This is a genomic window from Streptomyces sp. NPDC042364 (assembly GCF_056437585.1).
Map to the genome: position 1 here is coordinate 14,770 of NZ_JBWKAJ010000036.1, position 15,726 is coordinate 30,495.

Genomic DNA, 15,726 nt, shown 5'->3' on the forward strand with positions numbered 1-15,726 from the left:
CAGGTCCAGCGGATCGTGATGGCCCGCAACCTGCCGTAACGGCTGCGGCGCGACCTTGTGAACGGCCCCCGGCACCCTGCCGGGGGCCGTTGACATGTGGGGTGAATGGTGCGGATTGTTTGCGTCCGCCCGATGGCGGGCGGGAGCGGGGAGGCGTAGGACGGAAGTGCACGGGGTCCGCCCCGGACCCCGCTCCCACCCCTGGAGGAGCCATGCAGGAGACCGGAAGCATGACCGCGATGAGCAAGGAGATGCAGGAGTGCGTCAACGCGTGCATGTCCTGCCACACCGTGTGCGAGGAGACCATGAGCTCCTGCATGCAGGCCGGCGGTCAGGCCCAGATGCAGATCATGCGCGCGCTGATGGACTGCGCCGAGATGACCCGTATGTGCGCGGACATGATGATGCGCCGCTCCCCGATGAGCGCCGAGATGTGCGCGATGTGCGCCCGCGCCTGTGACATGTGCGCCGAGGCGTGTATGTCCATGCCCGACGATCCGCAGATGATGCGCTGTGCCGAGGCGTGTCGCCGCTGCTCCGAGATGTGCCGGGCGATGTCGGGCGCGACGGCCTGAGACGAGGCCGGTACGACCCCCACGACCGAGGGGCACCCCGTACGGGATGCCCCTCGGCCATGTCGTGTCGTGAGACGGTGGGTCAGTTGCCCGACACGGTCACCGTCTCGTCGCTCTTCAGCTCCTCCACCAGCTTCTTCACCTTCGCGGTGTCCCACTGGAGGTTGCCGTTGGCGGCGTTGCCCGAGATCGGCATGTTCATGGACTTGCCGTCGCCGCCCGTGACGCCCTTCATCGCCCAGAACATGTCGGCCAGGTCGAACAGGCTCATGTCCTCGTCGACGATCAGCGTGTCGAGGCCGGCGCTCATCGTCGGGTACAGCTTGAAGGGGTTCAGGACCGTGCTCGGCGTCGCCGTCTGGCTGGCGAGGGCCGCGAGGAACTTCTGCTGGTTCTTCGTACGGTCGAGGTCGCTGCCCGCGAGGGCGTAGCGGGTGCGGACGAAGGCGAGGGACTGCTCGCCGTTCAGCGTCTGCCTGCCCGCCTCGAAGTCGGCACCGGACTTGGTGTCCTTCAGGCCGCCCTTGGGGATGTCGATCTCCACACCGCCGACCGCGTCGACGATGTTGGCGAAGCCGGCGAAGCCGATCTCCACGTAGTGGTCGATGCGCAGTCCCGTGTTGGCCTCGACGGTCCTCACGAGCAGCTCCGGCCCGTCCTCGGCGTACGCGGCGTTCAGCTTCACCTGGCGGCCGGTGCCCTTGTAGGTCTTGCCGGACTCGGAGCCGACGAATGTGGGGATCTCCACATTGGAGTCGCGGGGCAGCGAGATCAGCGTCGGGCCGCCCGAGCCCGTGTGCAGGATCATCATCGAGTCGGTGCGCTTGCCGTCGGCGGACCCGGTGTGCAGTTCCTTCTTCTGCTCGGCCGACAGGCCAGCGCGGCTGTCGGAGCCGACGATCAGGTAGTTGGTGCCCTCGCCCTCCTCCGGCCGTTCGATGACCTTCGACAGGTCGACCTCGCGGTTCAGCTTGGAGTCGGCCCAGAAGTAGGTGCCGATCGTCGTGCCCAGCAGCACGACGGTGACGGTGATCGCCGTCCACTTGATACGGCGCCGCCAGTTCGGCGCCGGGCGCTCACCCCGGCCGTCGTAGCCGCCGGGACCGCCCGCACCGCCGCCGCCGTACACCTGGCCGGTGTTGTAGCCGCTGTCGTACGCGTTGCCGTACGGGTCGTGGCCGCCGCCGTGGTTGTCGTACGCGTCGCCGTACGCCGGCTGCTGTGGCACGCCGCCCTGAGGGGGTGCCGACGGGCCGCGACGGACCTGGCGCATCACGCGCGGCCCGTCGGGGTGTGCGCTGGCGCTTCCTTGTCCGTACCCGCCGCCGCGGTTGCTGTCGGACCATCCCTCGGGCCAATCGTTCATGCGCCCCAGTGTGCCGGGCTCCCCCGTGGGCCGTACAAGGGTCCTCGGAATTTCGCAGCGGTGCTGTTGCCAAGCTGATGCAAAGCGGACCTTACGAGGTCACGCATAAGGTGGAGGACATGACAGAGCAGGCCCCCGCAGCGGAATCCGGTATACCCGGCAAGCCGACCTCGGCGTCCCGGACCACCCTGAGCCACATCATGACCCACAACGACACCAACCTGCTGGGGACGGTGCACGGCGGCGTCATCATGAAGCTGGTCGACGACGCGGCGGGCGCGGTGGCCGGGCGCCATTCCGGTGGGCCCGCCGTCACCGCCTCCATGGACGAGATGGCCTTCCTGGAGCCGGTCCGCGTGGGCGATCTGGTCCATGTGAAGGCGCAGGTGAACTGGACGGGGCGGACGTCGATGGAGATCGGTGTCCGGGTCCTGGCGGAGCGGTGGAACGAGTCGACGCCGCCGCAGCAGGTGGGGTCGGCGTATCTGGTGTTCGCCGCGGTCGACGCCGACGGCAAGCCGCGCCGGGTGCCGCCGGTGCTGCCGGAGACGGAGCGGGACCGGCGGCGCTACCAGGAGGCACAGATCCGTCGGACGCACCGGCTGGCCCGGCGCAGGGCCATCCTGGAGCTGCGGGAGAAGAGGATCGCGGACGGGCTGGGGGACTGAGCCGTCGCCGGCCGACCGGGGCCCGAGGGCTCGGGGGCCTCGCGGAGGGCTCGTGCGGCGGGGCGTGTCCCCGGGCTCGTGAAGCTCCGTCGGGAATCCCTCAGGAGCAGGCGACCTCGTCACCCTTCACCACACCGGACTCTCCCTGGCCGGCGTCCTCGGCCCGTACCTTGCGGACCTTCTTGAAGTCCGTGCCGGCGATCACCTTCAGGACGGGGCCCTGCCCCGGGGCCTCCCGCAGCTCCGCGCCCGGCAGGGCCGTCGCCAGGGACCGGGCCGAGCGGTCCCAGCGCGGGTCGTGGAGGACGATCGTCCGGCGGACGTCGGTGCGCTCGGCGTTCACGGGCTTGCGGGTGGTGCGGAAGCCGGTGGCGGCCAGTTGGCGGTCGACCTCGCGGCCGAGAGCGGCGACGGCGGTGCCGTTCTCGACCTGGACGCGGATCTGCTGCGGGGCCACCTCGACCAGGACGCGCTTGCCCCGGGCCCGGTAGGGGGCGAGGGGGCGGTCGTCGCGGAGGGCCTTGAACAGGCGGCGCGACTTGGCGGCGTCCCACAGGAGGGTCGAGCCGAGGCCCTTGACGACGTGGCCCATGCGGCCGATGGGGACGGTGGTGAACTCGGAGGAGGCGGGGGTGAGGCTCCGCATGGCCCGGCCGAGGTCGATCAGCTCGCCGGTGCCGAACTCCTTGTCGGCGCGGACCGAACCGAGGACGGCCCGGGTGATGTCACGGAACTTCATCGGGTTGAGGAGCACCCCGGAGGACGTGGCCTGTGCCATCAGGGCGGCCATGAATCGCTGCTGGCGCTTCATACGGCCCAGGTCGGAGGAGCCGTCGGCGTGGCGGGAGCGGACGTACTGGAGGGCCTGTCCGCCGTCGAGGTCGTGGGAGCCCGCGGGCAGGTCGAGGCCGGTGTAGGAGTCCTTCAGGGGGCGGGCGGTGCAGATCCTGACGCCGCCGAGGACGTCCACGGTCCGCATGAAGCTGGCGAAGTCGACCTCGACGTAGTGGTCGATCTTCACCTTGGTCATGCGCTCGACCGTGCGGACCGTGAGCTGGGGGCCGCCCTCCGCGTACGCGGCGTTCAGTTTGATCGGGTGGGCGGGCCGGGTCTTCCCGGTGGTGTGGTCGGTGTGCGCGGGCGCCTCGGCGTAGGAGTCGCGCGGCAGGCTCACGACGCTGGCCCGCTCCCGGTCCTCCGAGATGTGGACGATCATCATGGTGTCCGTGCAGTGGCAGGGGGCGCCGCCGAGCCGGTAGGCGCGCCGCTCCGCCTCGGTGATGCGGTCGCGGCCGTCGGTGCCGACCAGCAGGACGTTCGTGCCGTGGCCGGCCTCGGGGCGGTTCTTCATGTCCTTGAAGGGGTCGACGCGGGCGATCTCCTCGTCGAGGCCGGTGACCACCGCGTGCCCGATGCCCGCGGCGGCCAGCACCACCACCGACAGCGTTGTCGCCGCCCGCATGGCCCAGCTTTGTTTCCCGGGGCGCACCGGGGGCCTGGGCTGCCGCGGACGCGCGGGGCGGCGGGGCGGTGTGGGCACGGGGGACACCTCCGCGGAACCGGTCGGGGCAGACGTGGGAACGCTGAGCACCGTAGGCGCAGTCGCTCCGCGGCCCGTACCGGCGACCGGGCGGCGCGCGTCGCTGTCCCCCGTTCGCGGTAACGTGAGCCCCCTATGAACGCCAAGCCCGACGTGCGGCTCCCCGCCGTGTCTGTGATCATGCCCGTCCTCAACGAGGAGCGGCATCTGCGCGGGGCCGTCCAAGCGATCCTCGCGCAGGAGTACGCCGGCGAGATGGAGGTCGTGATCGCCCTCGGTCCGTCCACGGACCGTACGGACGAGATCGCGGCCCAGCTCGTGGCCGAAGACGCGCGTGTGCACACCGTGCCGAACCCCACCGGTCGTACGCCCGCCGCGCTGAACGCCGCGATCAAGGCCTCCCGGCATCCGATCGTGGTGCGTGTCGACGGCCACGGCATGCTCTCGCCGAACTACATCGCCACCGCCGTGCGGCTCCTGGAGGAGACCGGCGCGCAGAACGTCGGCGGCATCATGCACGCCGAGGGCGAGAACGACTGGGAGCGCGCGGTCGCGGCCGCCATGACCTCGAAGATCGGTGTGGGCAACGCCGCCTTCCACACGGGCGGGCAGGCCGGTCCGGCCGAGACGGTCTACCTGGGTGTCTTCCGGCGTGAGGCGCTGGAGCGGCAGGGCGGCTACAACGTGGAGTTCATCCGTGCCCAGGACTGGGAGCTGAACTTCCGGATCAGGGAGGCGGGCGGCCTCATCTGGTTCTCGCCGGAGCTGAAGGTGTCCTACCGGCCCCGGCCCAGCGTGAAGGCGCTGGCCAAGCAGTACAAGGACTACGGGCGCTGGCGCCATGTCGTCGCCCGCTATCACCAGGGCTCCATCAACCTGCGCTACCTCGCCCCGCCGACCGCCGTGTGCGCGATAGCCGCCGGTCTGCTGGTGGGCGGGCTGCTCACGCCGCTCGGCTTCATCGTGCCGGGAGGCTATCTCGCGGCGATCGTCGCGGGCTCGGTCCCCGCGGGCAGGGGTCTGCCGGTCAAGGCGCGGCTGCAGATCCCCGTCGCCCTCGCCACGATGCACATGTCCTGGGGCTTCGGTTTCCTGACCAGCCCGAAGTCGCTGGCGAAGAAGGTCATCGCGTCCCGCCGCCCGGCCGTGCTCACCGAGAGCTGAACCCGACCACACACATGTGGGGCCTCTCCCGGGGTTCGGGAGGGGCCCCACACTCGTTCACCGTTCACCGTTCACCGGGTGAAGCCGGCTGCCGGGCGACGTGGGACTACCAGGTGAAGTTCGGGTTGACCTTCATGCAGGCCTTGTCGTCCGCGCCGTTCATCGCGTCCGCCGACTTCGGGGTCTTGTCGTCCCGCTTCTCGGCCTTGTACGCGTCGCCCTCGCGCCAGTCGGCGCCGACGACGAGCGTGACGCCGCTGACGTTCGTCGACTTCTCCACCTGGCTCAGCGGGATGCCGAGTGCCCTGGCGACCGCCTGGGCGTCGCCCTCCAGTTCGGCGCTCGGATAGCGCACGACCGTCTTGTCCTCGGTGATGGCGGTGGTCGCGTCGGCCGAGGCCTTGGCGAAGCCCTCCTCGACGAGGAGCCCGGACACGGTGTGGGCCCGGCCGGGGGCCGCCCCGAGGGTGGAGGTCAGGGTGCCGTTCTGCACCAGTACGCCGATCTCGTCGTCCGGCGCCGCCGGATCGTCGGAGGTCAGGTCCTCCGTGGTGGCCTTCTTCGCGTCCTTGCCGTCGAGCGCGATGTCCTCGCGCACCAGGCGGAAGAGCTTCTCCGCGTCGCCCTCCTTGGGCACCACGCGCGCGCCGACGTAGGTGAACGGCATCGTCGTCATCGTGATCCGGGCCGGCTCGACCTTGCGCAGTTCCTTGCTGAGGTCGTAGAGCTTCGCCACGTCGCCGAGGCCCTCGTCGACGGTGAGCGCCCGGGTGGCCTCCTCGGCCAGCCTGCGCAGCTTGTTCGGGCTGCTGAGCGTGGCGTTCTCACGCAGCTCGCGGACCATCGAGTTCATGTACATGTGCTGCGCCTTGGCGCGGGCGATGTCGCTGCCGTCCTCGAAGCCGTAGCGGGTGCGCAGCCACTGCAGGGCCTGCTCGCCCTTGATGGACGTGGTGCCCTTCTCCAGCTTCAGGCCGGAGCCGTGGCCCTGGCTGTCCCGGGACTCGATGTTGTCGGTGACGCACACGGGTACGCCGCCGATCGCGTCGGCCATCGAGACCACACCGGCGAAGTCGACCATCATGAAGTGGTCGATGTGGATGCCGGTCAGCTCCTGCCAGGTGGCGACCGTGCAGCCGGGTCCGCCGCGGCCCAGGGACTCGTTGGTCATCGTCCGGCTGGTCGCCCCGTACACCTTGCCGTCGTCCGGGTCGGTGCACTTGGGGATGTCGAGCAGGGTGTCGCGGGGCATGCTGATGACCGACATGTTGCTGCGGTCGGCGGACAGGTGCAGCAGCATCTGGACGTCGGCGAGCGGAGGGCCGCCGAAGGTCTCCCGGGCGCCGCCGAGCTTCTGGTTCTCCTCGGTGTCCCGTGCGTCGGAGCCGATGAGCAGGATGTTCAGCGGGGTCTGGCCGGCCGCGTTGGGGGTGGGCTCGGCGATCTTCGTGTCGCCGAGGTTCAGCTTCTCCTTCTTGATGTTGTGGTTCAGGTGCCGGTAGTAGAGGTAGCCGGCCCCCGAGGTGCCGAGTATCACGACCGCCAGCACCGTCGCCGACCAGCGCAGCACCCGCCTGCGCCTGCGCGGCGCGGGCGCACCGGCCCGTCTGCGCCCTGCGGCGCCGCCCTGACTGCCACCGTCGCGCCCCCGCTGTTCCGGGACTCCGGCGTTCCCGTCGTCGCCGGACGAGCCGTCCGCCGATCCGAGGCCACCGCCCCGCTCGCCGGGTTCCTCGACGCGCGGCCGCCCCCCGTCCCCGCGCACGTCGCTCCGTACCATCTCCCTGCCCCTCCCCACCCTGCTGTGCCGACGGGGCCGCCCCCGCCTCCTGTTGGACTTCCGAGACCCCGACTGGGATGTACGCATGCTCTTGTGAACCCGTCATGCGTCCCGCCCGGATGACATCGGGTACCCGCAGACGCCGACCGGGACCGCGTTCGTGTGCCCGGTCGAACACCGGGTGTGGACACGGACACGGGCCGGTACGGCGGCGGGTGCCGTCGTATGACAACCGGAACCCGCCGGGTGGGCGCACCCTCGCGCCAACCCGGCGTTCTCACTGCACGTGCGCCCTGATAGACGCGGGAAGACCCCGTCAGGTCATCAGCCGGCGCACTTTTCCTTGTCCGCGGTGTTCTTCTCGACATCGAGGTCCGCCGCCGACGCACCGCTCAGCTTCACCCCGGCGCCCTTGAAGTCCTCGCCCAGGGTCAGCACCATCGCGGGCAGTCCCTGGGAGTTTGCCTCGCTGTTGCCCTCACCGGGCTTCAGCGCGGACGCGGACAGCCCCATGAGGTCGGCCAGCTTGCGCGCCTGGTCGGCCTGGTCGGGGTCGTACTCGAGGGTCGTCTTCGACAGGGTCTTGCCGGCGTTGCCGAGCTGGCTCGACTTCGTCACGCCGACCTCGTTCTGCAGCCAGCTGAGCGTGGCCTGCGCGCTGCCGGCCTTGGCACCGCCGTTGTAGACGTTGACCCGGACGTCGGAGGCCTTGGCGCGCGCGCCCTTGAGCTTCGCGGCCTGCTTCTCCTTGGCCTTCTTCTTCACCTCGCTGAGCGAGACGTCGTCGCGGATGAGCTGGAACAGCTCCTCCGCCTTGCCCGGTGTGGGCAGCACGGTCGCGCGGTCGGTGTTGTCGACGACCGGCACCGTGGTGAAGGTGATGTTCTTCGTCTCCACCTTGCCGACCTCCTTGCCGAGCGAGCCCAGCTTCTGGATGTCGGCGATCTGCGAGTCGACGGACAGCGCCTTGGTTGCGGCCTCCGCCAGGTCGATGACCTTGCCCGCGTCGGTGAGGGTGTCCTCGGACTTCATCTGGCGGATCATCGAGCTGAGGAACTGCTGCTGCAGCTTGATCCGGTCCAGGTCGCTGCCGAAGCCCACGCTGTAGCGGGTGCGCAGGAACGCCAGTGCCTGCTCGCCCTCGATGACGTGCTTGCCCTCGGAGAGGTCGAGCTTCGACTTGGTGTCCTTGATGGGCTTGGCGAGGCAGACCTCGACGCCGCCGATCGCCGTGGAGAGCGTCTTCACGGCGTTGAAGTCGGCGACCATGAAGTGGTCGGGGACGATCCCGGTGAGTTCCGTCACGGTCCGCATCGTGCAGCTGGGGGTCCGGCCGCTCTGTCCGAGGCTGGTGTTGAACCGGGCGTCGGGGGAACCTTCGATGATCTTCTTGGTGCCGTCCTCCTGCGTCGTCTCGCAGTCGGGGATGTCCACGATCATGTCCCGCGGAATGCTCATCGCGGTTGCGTTCGTCCGGTCCTTGGAGACGTGCAGCAGGATCGTGGTGTCGGCGTGGCCGACGCTGTCCTTGTCGCCGTAGCTCCCGTTGCCCTTGCCCGTGCGCTTGTCCGTGCCGATCACCAGGAGGTTGATCGCCCGGTCCTTGCTGAAGCCACCGGTGCCGGCGCCGTCGTCGGGGATGGAGGTGATGTTGTCGTTCAGGTGCTGGTAGTACAGATAGGCCGCGGCGCACACGACGACCAGCACGAAGGCCAGGGTGCCGCCCGTCCACACCAATATCCGCTTGCCGGTGGACTTCTTGGGTTTGGTCCTGCTCCGGCCGCCCCGGCGGCCCGGCAGCGGGTCCTCCTCGGGCGTGCCCCGTCGACGCCGCGGCCCCGGTACGACCTCGGGCATCTCCCGGGTGTCCGGAGCCGCAGCCGATCGCGCGGAGGTGCCGGCCGCTCTGGCGCCCACCCCCGCGGGCGTGGCCCTGCGGGGCCTCGGCACGCCCGACTGCGGACCGGAAGGGGTCAGTCGCAGTTCGTATTCACCGGTGTTCGGGTTGAGTACCCACTGGTCTGCGGGATCGATGTCTTCCGCCCGCCCACGGCCTTGCGCGTCCACGGTTGTCTGATTCCTCCGTCGGGGCCACGCGGCGTCTTCCCCCTCAAAAGACGCTCGGGTCTCGCTGCAAGTGGTGCGTGACCGGGAAGGCCTGACACACCGGATCGCTCACACTAGCCGCCCGATCAGGCGCCAAGCGACGGCGGTGACAAATTGCACGCCCCTACAAGCGGGCAATCTGCCCATTTCATAGAGCATTTGTTCCTCGTGTTGACGTGCGTTTTACCTGAGGGGGACGGATCCGGTCACTCGCAGGCCTCTTCGGCGGCCGTGCGACCGCGGAACGTGGGCAACGGATCGGGTGTGAGCGAAGACCCGCCCGAAGTCTCTTCCGCGTGACCCTCGGGCGCACCCTCCGGGAGTTCCCTGGCCACGGCCACGGGTGCGTCGGCGCGCAGTCGGGCGAAGAGCCGGTGGGCCGCCGGCTCGACGAGTTCGTCACGATTGGCGTTGTGTGCGTACGACTTACGAGGAACCGTCAGGAATTGCACCTTTTCCATGGGGATGGCGCGCATTCCGCGGACGAGGTCGTACAGACCGCGCAGACTCGCCAGGCCGGGGTCCGTGGTGAGCGACGAGGTGGCCGCGTCGAGCACCGGATAGAGCTTCACCGGGTTCAGCAGGACGCCGTTGCTGCGTACCTTCGCGGCCAGTGCCGCGAGGAACCTCTGCTGCCGGTCGATCCGTTCGGTGTCGCTGCCGTCGCCCAGCGTCTTGCGGGCCCGCACATAGCCCAGCGCCTGCTCGCCGTTGAGTCTCACCCTGCCCGCCGGCAGCCGGAGCTTGGCGGCCTTGTCGCGGATGGGGGCCTCTATGCACACCTCGACCCCGTCCACGGCGTCGACCATCTCCTTGAAGCCGCTGAAGTCCACGACGATGTGATGGTCGATGCGGATATCGGTCATCTTCTCGACCGTCCGGATGGTGCAGGCCGAACCCCCCACCTGGAAGGCGTAGTTGAACATCGCGAACCTCGGTTCGGTCCGGGTGCCGTCCGCCTTCCGGCACCCGGGCACGTCCACCATGAGGTCCCGCGGCAGCGACACCGCCGTCGCGCTCCGCCGGTCGGCCGCCAGATGCAACAGGATGGTCGTGTCCGACCGCTCGGTGCCCGAGTCCCGACCGTATCTGCCGTTGTCGCTCCCCGAGCGCGAGTCCGACCCGATCACCAGGATGTTCTGCGCGTCCCGCACCAGAGAGGTGGGTCGCTCCTTCTCGAACCGGGCCAGCTCGTCCGCCGCCCTCGTGTCGGACGTGATGTTCCCGTCGAGCTTCCGATAGGCGGCCCAGCCGACCGCCACGCCCCCGACCACGAACGCCGCTGCCCCCGCCGCCGTCCACCGCAGCCACCGCCGCCGGCGGCGGCGCAGGAGCCCGCCCCCGGTGGCGGAACCGCCCGCACCGGGCCCGAGCACCCTCGTCCTGCCTCCGACGTCGTTCACTTCCGGCCACCCCTCACGGCGTACGAGGTACGAGCGAGTCGTGCTCTTACGACGATGGCGTGCGAGGAGGGAGGGGGCGGCCGGGGGTAGGCCGAACGGGGGACGGGACGATGCCGGGCCGCACGGCGGGCGCCCGGCCGGCGCTGACGCGAGACGGCGGGTACCGACGCGAGACGGCCGGCCTATCGCGAGACGGCCGCCCTATCGCGAGACGGCGGAGACCCGCTCACTCTCGATCCGCTTGGCCAGCGCATCCTCCCCCAGGGCCTCCAGATGCCGGCACAGCACCACGGAACCGCCCGTCGCCAGCGGGCCGTACAACCCCGCGAGCAGCCCCTCCCATGTGCCGTACCCCACTCCGGACAGCAGCCGCGACCCCGGCCCCGTGAGCCCGATGCCGCCCGCCTCGGCCCGTGCCCGCTCCACGACCTCCGCCCCGCTGAACTCCCGCCCGGCCACGACCAGCGCCGGCTCCTCGGGGTCCACGGGGGCGAACGGAGCGAACCGGTCCCCCTGCGACGGCACCTCGACGGCGTAGTCCATGAACCCCGCAGGCGTCTGCGGGAACCGTCCCCCGAGCGGTCGCAGTGCGAGGGCGACCCGCTCGCCGGAGCACGCCCGGGCCTCCTCCAGCGTGTCCGGTCCGCTCACCACGAGGTCGGCCGCCCCCGGATCCCCGGCGATGTCGGCGACGACCCCCACCGACGAACACGCCAGCAGCCACACCGCCGTCTGCCAGTGCGCGGGCAGCAGCAGTGCCAGCCGGTCGCCCGGCTGCGCGGCCAGGTCGCCCTGGAGCAGATTCGCCGTCTTGGCCACCCAATTGGCGAAGGTGGCCACGGACAATTCGACGCGTTCGCCCGTGGCGTCGTCGTAGAAGGTCACCAGGGGGCGCGCGGGGTCCGCGGCGAGCGCGGATCGCAGCAGGTCGGCAGGGGTGCGGTCGGTGGCGTTCACGCGCGTAAGCGTACGCGGGGCCCGGCGCCGGGCGAGCCGGGGCAGGACCGGAGGGGCCACCGGTTCGGCGCAGCGCCACCCACCGGTTCGGGGGAGCCGAGCCGACGGTCCGTCAGTTCCCCGATGGACAGATATGTATGACTATGTCCAAGATCGGGCGTATGCGTAGCTCTCGTTTCCTCGCTTCCTCGATCGGCGTCACCTGCGCTGCGGCCCTCGCTGTTTCGGCCGCACTGCCCGCGTCGGCCGCGACCCCCGCCCTCGCCAGACCCTCCACCTCCGAAAAACCCACGACTTCCGCAGGAGTCACCCCGGTCGACCCCGCGGTCCTCGACAGCGCGGCCGCACCGCTGTCCGGCAGCACCCAGTCGCTCCCCCTGGTCCCGCGCGCGACGGACCGCGGTTTCGGCGCGCACGCCACCGAACAGGGCCTCGGACGACGGGACGTACGGTCGTTCTCCCTGGTCGGCGTCGTATGGGACGACCCGGACTCCGAACTGCACGGCCGCGTCCAGGTCCGTACGCGGGCGCGGGGCACCGCCCGCTGGTCCGGCTGGCAGGACGTCGAGACACACAACCAGGAGCACGCCGCCGACCCGGACACCGCCGAACGCACCTCCAGCCGGGTGCGCGGCTCCACCGCCCCGCTGTGGGTGGGCGAATCCGACGGCGTCGAGGTCCGCGTACGCGCCGAGGCCAGCGGTCGTACGGCCGTGCCGGGCGTCCAGATGCTTCCGGACGGCCTACGCCTGGAACTGGTCGACCCAGGTCCGGGCGTCCCGGAGGCCGGGGCGGCCCAGGGGGCCGTCGTCCCGATGGCCGGGCCGGCCGCCGCCCCCCCGCCCGGCGGCGCGCCCGCGGACACCGCGCGCTTCGTCGGGCTGACCGTCGACTCGGCCGCCTCGTCCGCCGTCAACGCCGATCTCACGCCGATCGGCTCCACCGTGATCCCGGCGTTGTCGCGCGAGGGGACGGAGGCCGAGCTGGCCGCGCTGGAGCCGGGTATGAAGCCCTACATCGGGCCGCGTCCGCGTATCGTCACGCGTCGCGGCTGGGGCGCCGACGAGAAGCTCCGTGAACGCGACTTCCTCTACACCAAGCGGGTCCAGGCGGCCTTCGTGCACCACACCGCCTCGGGCAACAACTACAGCTGCGCTCAGGCGGCTTCCGTCATCCGCAGTATCTACCGCTACCACGTGGTGAGCAGCGGCTGGCGAGACATCGGCTACAACTTCCTCGTCGACAAGTGCGGAAACATCTACGAGGGGCGCGCGGGTGGCGTCGCGAAGGCCGTCATGGGAGCCCACACCCTCGGATTCAACTCGAACAGCATGGGGATCGCGGTCATCGGCAGCTACGGCTCCACCACGCCGCCCCGGGCCGCTGTGACGGGGATCGCGCAACTAACCGCGTGGAAACTCGGTCTTTACCGGGCGAACCCCAAGGGCAAGACCGACCTCGTCTCCGGGGGTAGCAATCTCTACGCAAAAGGCAAGAAGGTACGACTGCATGTGATCTCCGGCCATCGTGACGGGTTCGCGACCGAGTGCCCGGGGGGGCGCCTTTACGGAAAGCTCGGTGCGACCCGCTCGGAGGCCGCCCGCTACCAAGGGCGGTAGTACGGCGGCAGGTTGAAGGGGGGAATCCAGGGGCTCCGGCGCCCGGCCGGAAACCGGTGAGCCGACCGGCGGCCACCGCACGGCAGAACAGCAGGACCGAGGGCACGACCGTCGTGCCCTCGGTGGAACGACCCCGCCGACCTGCGAAGCGGCAGTCGGCGGGGTCGCGCACGACCACGAAGGCGCCATCGAACGGTCTGCATACACTGGCCGGCCGAAAGACAGTTCGGCCGGTCCCGGCAGGAAGCAGAGACGACAGGTGACAGAAGCGATTCTTCTGGTCGGCGGCAGAGGCACCCGACTGCGTCCGCTCACGGTGCACACTCCGAAGCCCATGCTTCCGGCGGCCGGAGTCCCCTTCCTCACACACCAACTGGCGCGGGCGAGAGCGGCGGGCGTCGACCACATCGTCCTCGCCACCTCGTATCTGGCCGAGGTCTTCGAACCCCACTTCGGCGACGGCTCCGCCCTCGGCCTCCACCTCGAGTACGTCACCGAGGAGGAGCCCCTCGGCACCGGCGGCGCCATCCGCAACGCGGCCGCTTACCTCCACTCCGCCCCCGAGGACCCCGTCCTCGTCTTCAACGGCGACATCCTCACCGGCCTGGACATCCGCCGCCTGGTCGGCACCCACCGCACGACCGGCGCGGACATATCGCTCCATCTGACCCAGGTCACCGACCCCCGCGCCTACGGCCTCGTCCCCACGGACGAGTCGGGCCGGGTCCTGGCGTTCCTGGAGAAACCCCAGACCCCCGAGGAGATCGTCACCGACCAGATCAACGCGGGGGCCTACGTCTTCCGCCGCTCGGTCATCGACACCATCCCGGCGGGCCGCCCGGTCTCGGTGGAACGCGAGACGTTCCCGGACCTGCTGGCGGCGGGCGCCCACCTCCAGGGCATGGTCGACTCCACGTACTGGCTGGACCTCGGCACCCCGGCGGCCTTCGTCCGGGGCTCGGCGGACCTCGTCCTGGGGCGCGCCCCGTCCCCCGCGGTGCCCGGCCGCTGCGGTGACCGCCTCGTCCTGCCCACCGCCCGGGTGGCCGGCGACGCCAAGCTCACCGGCGGCACGGTCGTCGGCGAGGGCGCGTTCGTGGGAGAGGGCGCGCGGGTCTCCGGCAGCACGGTGCTCGCGGGCGCCGTCGTCGAACCCGGCGCCGTCATCACCGACTCCCTGATCGGCGCCCGCGCCCGCATCGGCGAACGCTCCGTCCTCACCGGCACGGTCGTCGGCGACGGCGCGGTCATCGGCGCGGACAACGAACTCCGCACGGGGGTGCGCGTCTGGTGCGACGCCCGGATCCCCACGGGGGCGCTCCGCTTCTCGTCGGACGAGTAGGGCGCCTCATCGCTCGGGGGTGCGGGTTCGTCGGCGGGTGCGGGTGGGTCGTGGTTTCCCGCGCAGTTCCCCGCGCCCCTGAAGGACGCCCGCCAACGAACCGCCCTAGCTCAAAGGCGCCCGATGTCCCAGCGAGGCATCTTCGGCGTACGCCGCCCCGGCACCCGCCCCGACAACAGAATGAACCGGGCGGCCCGATGCCGCTGCCCCGCATACGGCTCCAGCAGCGACAGCATCACCGAGTCGTCGGCGTCCCGGTCCCCCGCCAGCGCGAACCCCACGATCCCCGGCAGATGCAGATCCCCCACGGTCACCGCGTCCGCCGCCCCATGGCTGCGCTGCACCGTCTCGGCCGACGTCCACGGCCCGATCCCCGGGACCAGCTCCAACCGCGCCCGCGCGTCCTCCGGTGACATCCCCACGGCCTCCTCCAGCCGCCCCGCCACCCGCACCGCCCGCAGAATCGTCGACGCCCGCTTGTCGTCGACCCCCGCCCGATGCCACTCCCAGGACGGGATCAACGCCCACTCCCGGGCCGTCGGCGGCACGGACATCCCCGCGGGCGCGGGCCCCGGCGCCGGCTCCCCGTACTTCCGTACGAGCAGCCGCCACGCCCGGTACGCCTCGTCCGTCGTGACCTTCTGCTCCAGGATCGAGGGGATCAGCGACTCCAGCACCAGTCCGGTCCGCGTCAGCCGCAGCCCCGGACGCCGCCGCCAGGCGGCCGCCACGATCCGATGCCGGGGCACGAACGCGTCGGGTTCGTCCAACGCCCCCAGCAGGGCCGGCAGCCGGTCGAGCAGCCACTCGCTCCCCGGACCCCAGGCCGCCGCCTCGACGACCCCGGTGCGCACGGCGACCCGCAGGGTCCCGGCCCCGGCCGGCGTACGGCAGACCCGCCACACGGCCCCGTCGGCGGTCGCTCGGAACGTCGGATCGCCGGACCCCCGTTTGAGCGGCCCGAGCACCAGCCCCAGATCGAACGGCCCCTCGGGCGTCCACGTCCGCCGAAGCCCCGGCAGGGCCGCGGGCCGGGGCACCCCGCCGGGCACCACGACATGCCCACCCCGCACGGTCGTGCGAGTGGGCCGGGGGGAGAAACGTCCGGCCACGATGAGGTCCTAGGGGCTAGTCCGGTGCCCTATGAGCGTAGAGGGCGCTGATGCCGTCAGGGGCGCGGGGAACCGCCCGAGCAACCATGAACGA

General features: G+C 70.9%; 12 protein-coding genes. 5 read left to right on the forward strand and 7 right to left on the reverse strand.

The window, feature by feature from the left end; genetic code table 11:
• Positions 1-212 precede the first annotated feature (212 nt).
• Positions 213-575, forward strand: a complete 363-nt coding sequence (locus tag AC067N_RS37530; RefSeq protein WP_478683433.1) for a four-helix bundle copper-binding protein — start codon at positions 213-215, stop codon at positions 573-575.
• Between the two features lie 82 nt (positions 576-657).
• On the opposite strand, the gene AC067N_RS37535 is transcribed toward AC067N_RS37530, so the two are convergent.
• On the reverse strand, positions 658-1,941 hold the full coding sequence (locus AC067N_RS37535) for an LCP family protein (RefSeq protein ID WP_478683434.1): 1,284 nt from the start codon (positions 1,939-1,941) through the stop codon (positions 658-660).
• A gap of 119 nt (positions 1,942-2,060) precedes the next feature.
• Between AC067N_RS37535 and AC067N_RS37540 the strand changes: the two genes are divergently transcribed.
• Complete coding sequence (locus tag AC067N_RS37540; RefSeq protein WP_478683435.1) at positions 2,061-2,609, forward strand: acyl-CoA thioesterase; 549 nt, start codon at positions 2,061-2,063, stop codon at positions 2,607-2,609.
• A gap of 100 nt (positions 2,610-2,709) precedes the next feature.
• Here AC067N_RS37540 and AC067N_RS37545 read toward each other — a convergent pair whose 3' ends face one another.
• Positions 2,710-4,149 (reverse strand): LCP family protein, encoded by a 1,440-nt coding sequence (locus tag AC067N_RS37545; protein ID WP_478683436.1) that lies wholly within the window; start codon positions 4,147-4,149, stop codon positions 2,710-2,712.
• A gap of 135 nt (positions 4,150-4,284) precedes the next feature.
• On the opposite strand from AC067N_RS37545, the gene AC067N_RS37550 reads away from it, so the two are divergent.
• Positions 4,285-5,313 (forward strand): glycosyltransferase family 2 protein, encoded by a 1,029-nt coding sequence (locus tag AC067N_RS37550; protein ID WP_478683437.1) that lies wholly within the window; start codon positions 4,285-4,287, stop codon positions 5,311-5,313.
• Positions 5,314-5,419: 106 nt separating this feature from the next.
• Here the strand turns inward: AC067N_RS37550 and AC067N_RS37555 are convergent, their stop codons facing one another.
• The 4 genes from AC067N_RS37555 to AC067N_RS37570 all read right to left on the reverse strand — a co-directional run bounded on the left by AC067N_RS37555 (position 5,420) and on the right by AC067N_RS37570 (position 11,559).
• Positions 5,420-7,093: an LCP family protein gene (locus AC067N_RS37555; protein WP_478683438.1), complete on the reverse strand. Its 1,674-nt coding sequence runs from the start codon at positions 7,091-7,093 to the stop codon at positions 5,420-5,422.
• Between the two features lie 324 nt (positions 7,094-7,417).
• Entirely contained in the window at positions 7,418-9,160 is a 1,743-nt protein-coding gene (locus AC067N_RS37560) for an LCP family protein (RefSeq protein ID WP_478683439.1), read from the reverse strand.
• Between the two features lie 245 nt (positions 9,161-9,405).
• Entirely contained in the window at positions 9,406-10,602 is a 1,197-nt protein-coding gene (locus AC067N_RS37565) for an LCP family protein (protein WP_478683440.1), read from the reverse strand.
• Between the two features lie 201 nt (positions 10,603-10,803).
• A complete protein-coding gene (locus tag AC067N_RS37570) occupies positions 10,804-11,559 on the reverse strand; it encodes a TIGR03089 family protein (protein ID WP_478683441.1) in 756 nt (251 codons plus the stop codon).
• Between the two features lie 143 nt (positions 11,560-11,702).
• On the opposite strand from AC067N_RS37570, the gene AC067N_RS37575 reads away from it, so the two are divergent.
• A complete protein-coding gene (locus tag AC067N_RS37575) occupies positions 11,703-13,178 on the forward strand; it encodes a peptidoglycan recognition protein family protein (protein ID WP_478683460.1) in 1,476 nt (491 codons plus the stop codon).
• Positions 13,179-13,437: 259 nt separating this feature from the next.
• Positions 13,438-14,520: a mannose-1-phosphate guanylyltransferase gene (manB, locus tag AC067N_RS37580; RefSeq protein WP_478683442.1), complete on the forward strand. Its 1,083-nt coding sequence runs from the start codon at positions 13,438-13,440 to the stop codon at positions 14,518-14,520.
• A 110-nt stretch (positions 14,521-14,630) separates the two neighbouring features.
• Here the strand turns inward: manB and AC067N_RS37585 are convergent, their stop codons facing one another.
• Entirely contained in the window at positions 14,631-15,632 is a 1,002-nt protein-coding gene (locus AC067N_RS37585) for a DNA-3-methyladenine glycosylase family protein (protein ID WP_478683443.1), read from the reverse strand.
• Positions 15,633-15,726: the final 94 nt, after the last annotated feature.

Coding starts and splice junctions, on each gene's coding strand:
- AC067N_RS37530 (WP_478683433.1), top strand. CDS start 213: ATGCAGGAGACCGGAAGCATGACCGCGATGAGCAAGGAGATGCAGGAG.
- AC067N_RS37535 (WP_478683434.1), bottom strand. CDS start 1,941: ATGAACGATTGGCCCGAGGGATGGTCCGACAGCAACCGCGGCGGCGGG.
- AC067N_RS37555 (WP_478683438.1), bottom strand. CDS start 7,093: ATGGTACGGAGCGACGTGCGCGGGGACGGGGGGCGGCCGCGCGTCGAG.
- AC067N_RS37550 (WP_478683437.1), top strand. CDS start 4,285: ATGAACGCCAAGCCCGACGTGCGGCTCCCCGCCGTGTCTGTGATCATG.
- AC067N_RS37575 (WP_478683460.1), top strand. CDS start 11,703: ATGTCCAAGATCGGGCGTATGCGTAGCTCTCGTTTCCTCGCTTCCTCG.
- AC067N_RS37540 (WP_478683435.1), top strand. CDS start 2,061: ATGACAGAGCAGGCCCCCGCAGCGGAATCCGGTATACCCGGCAAGCCG.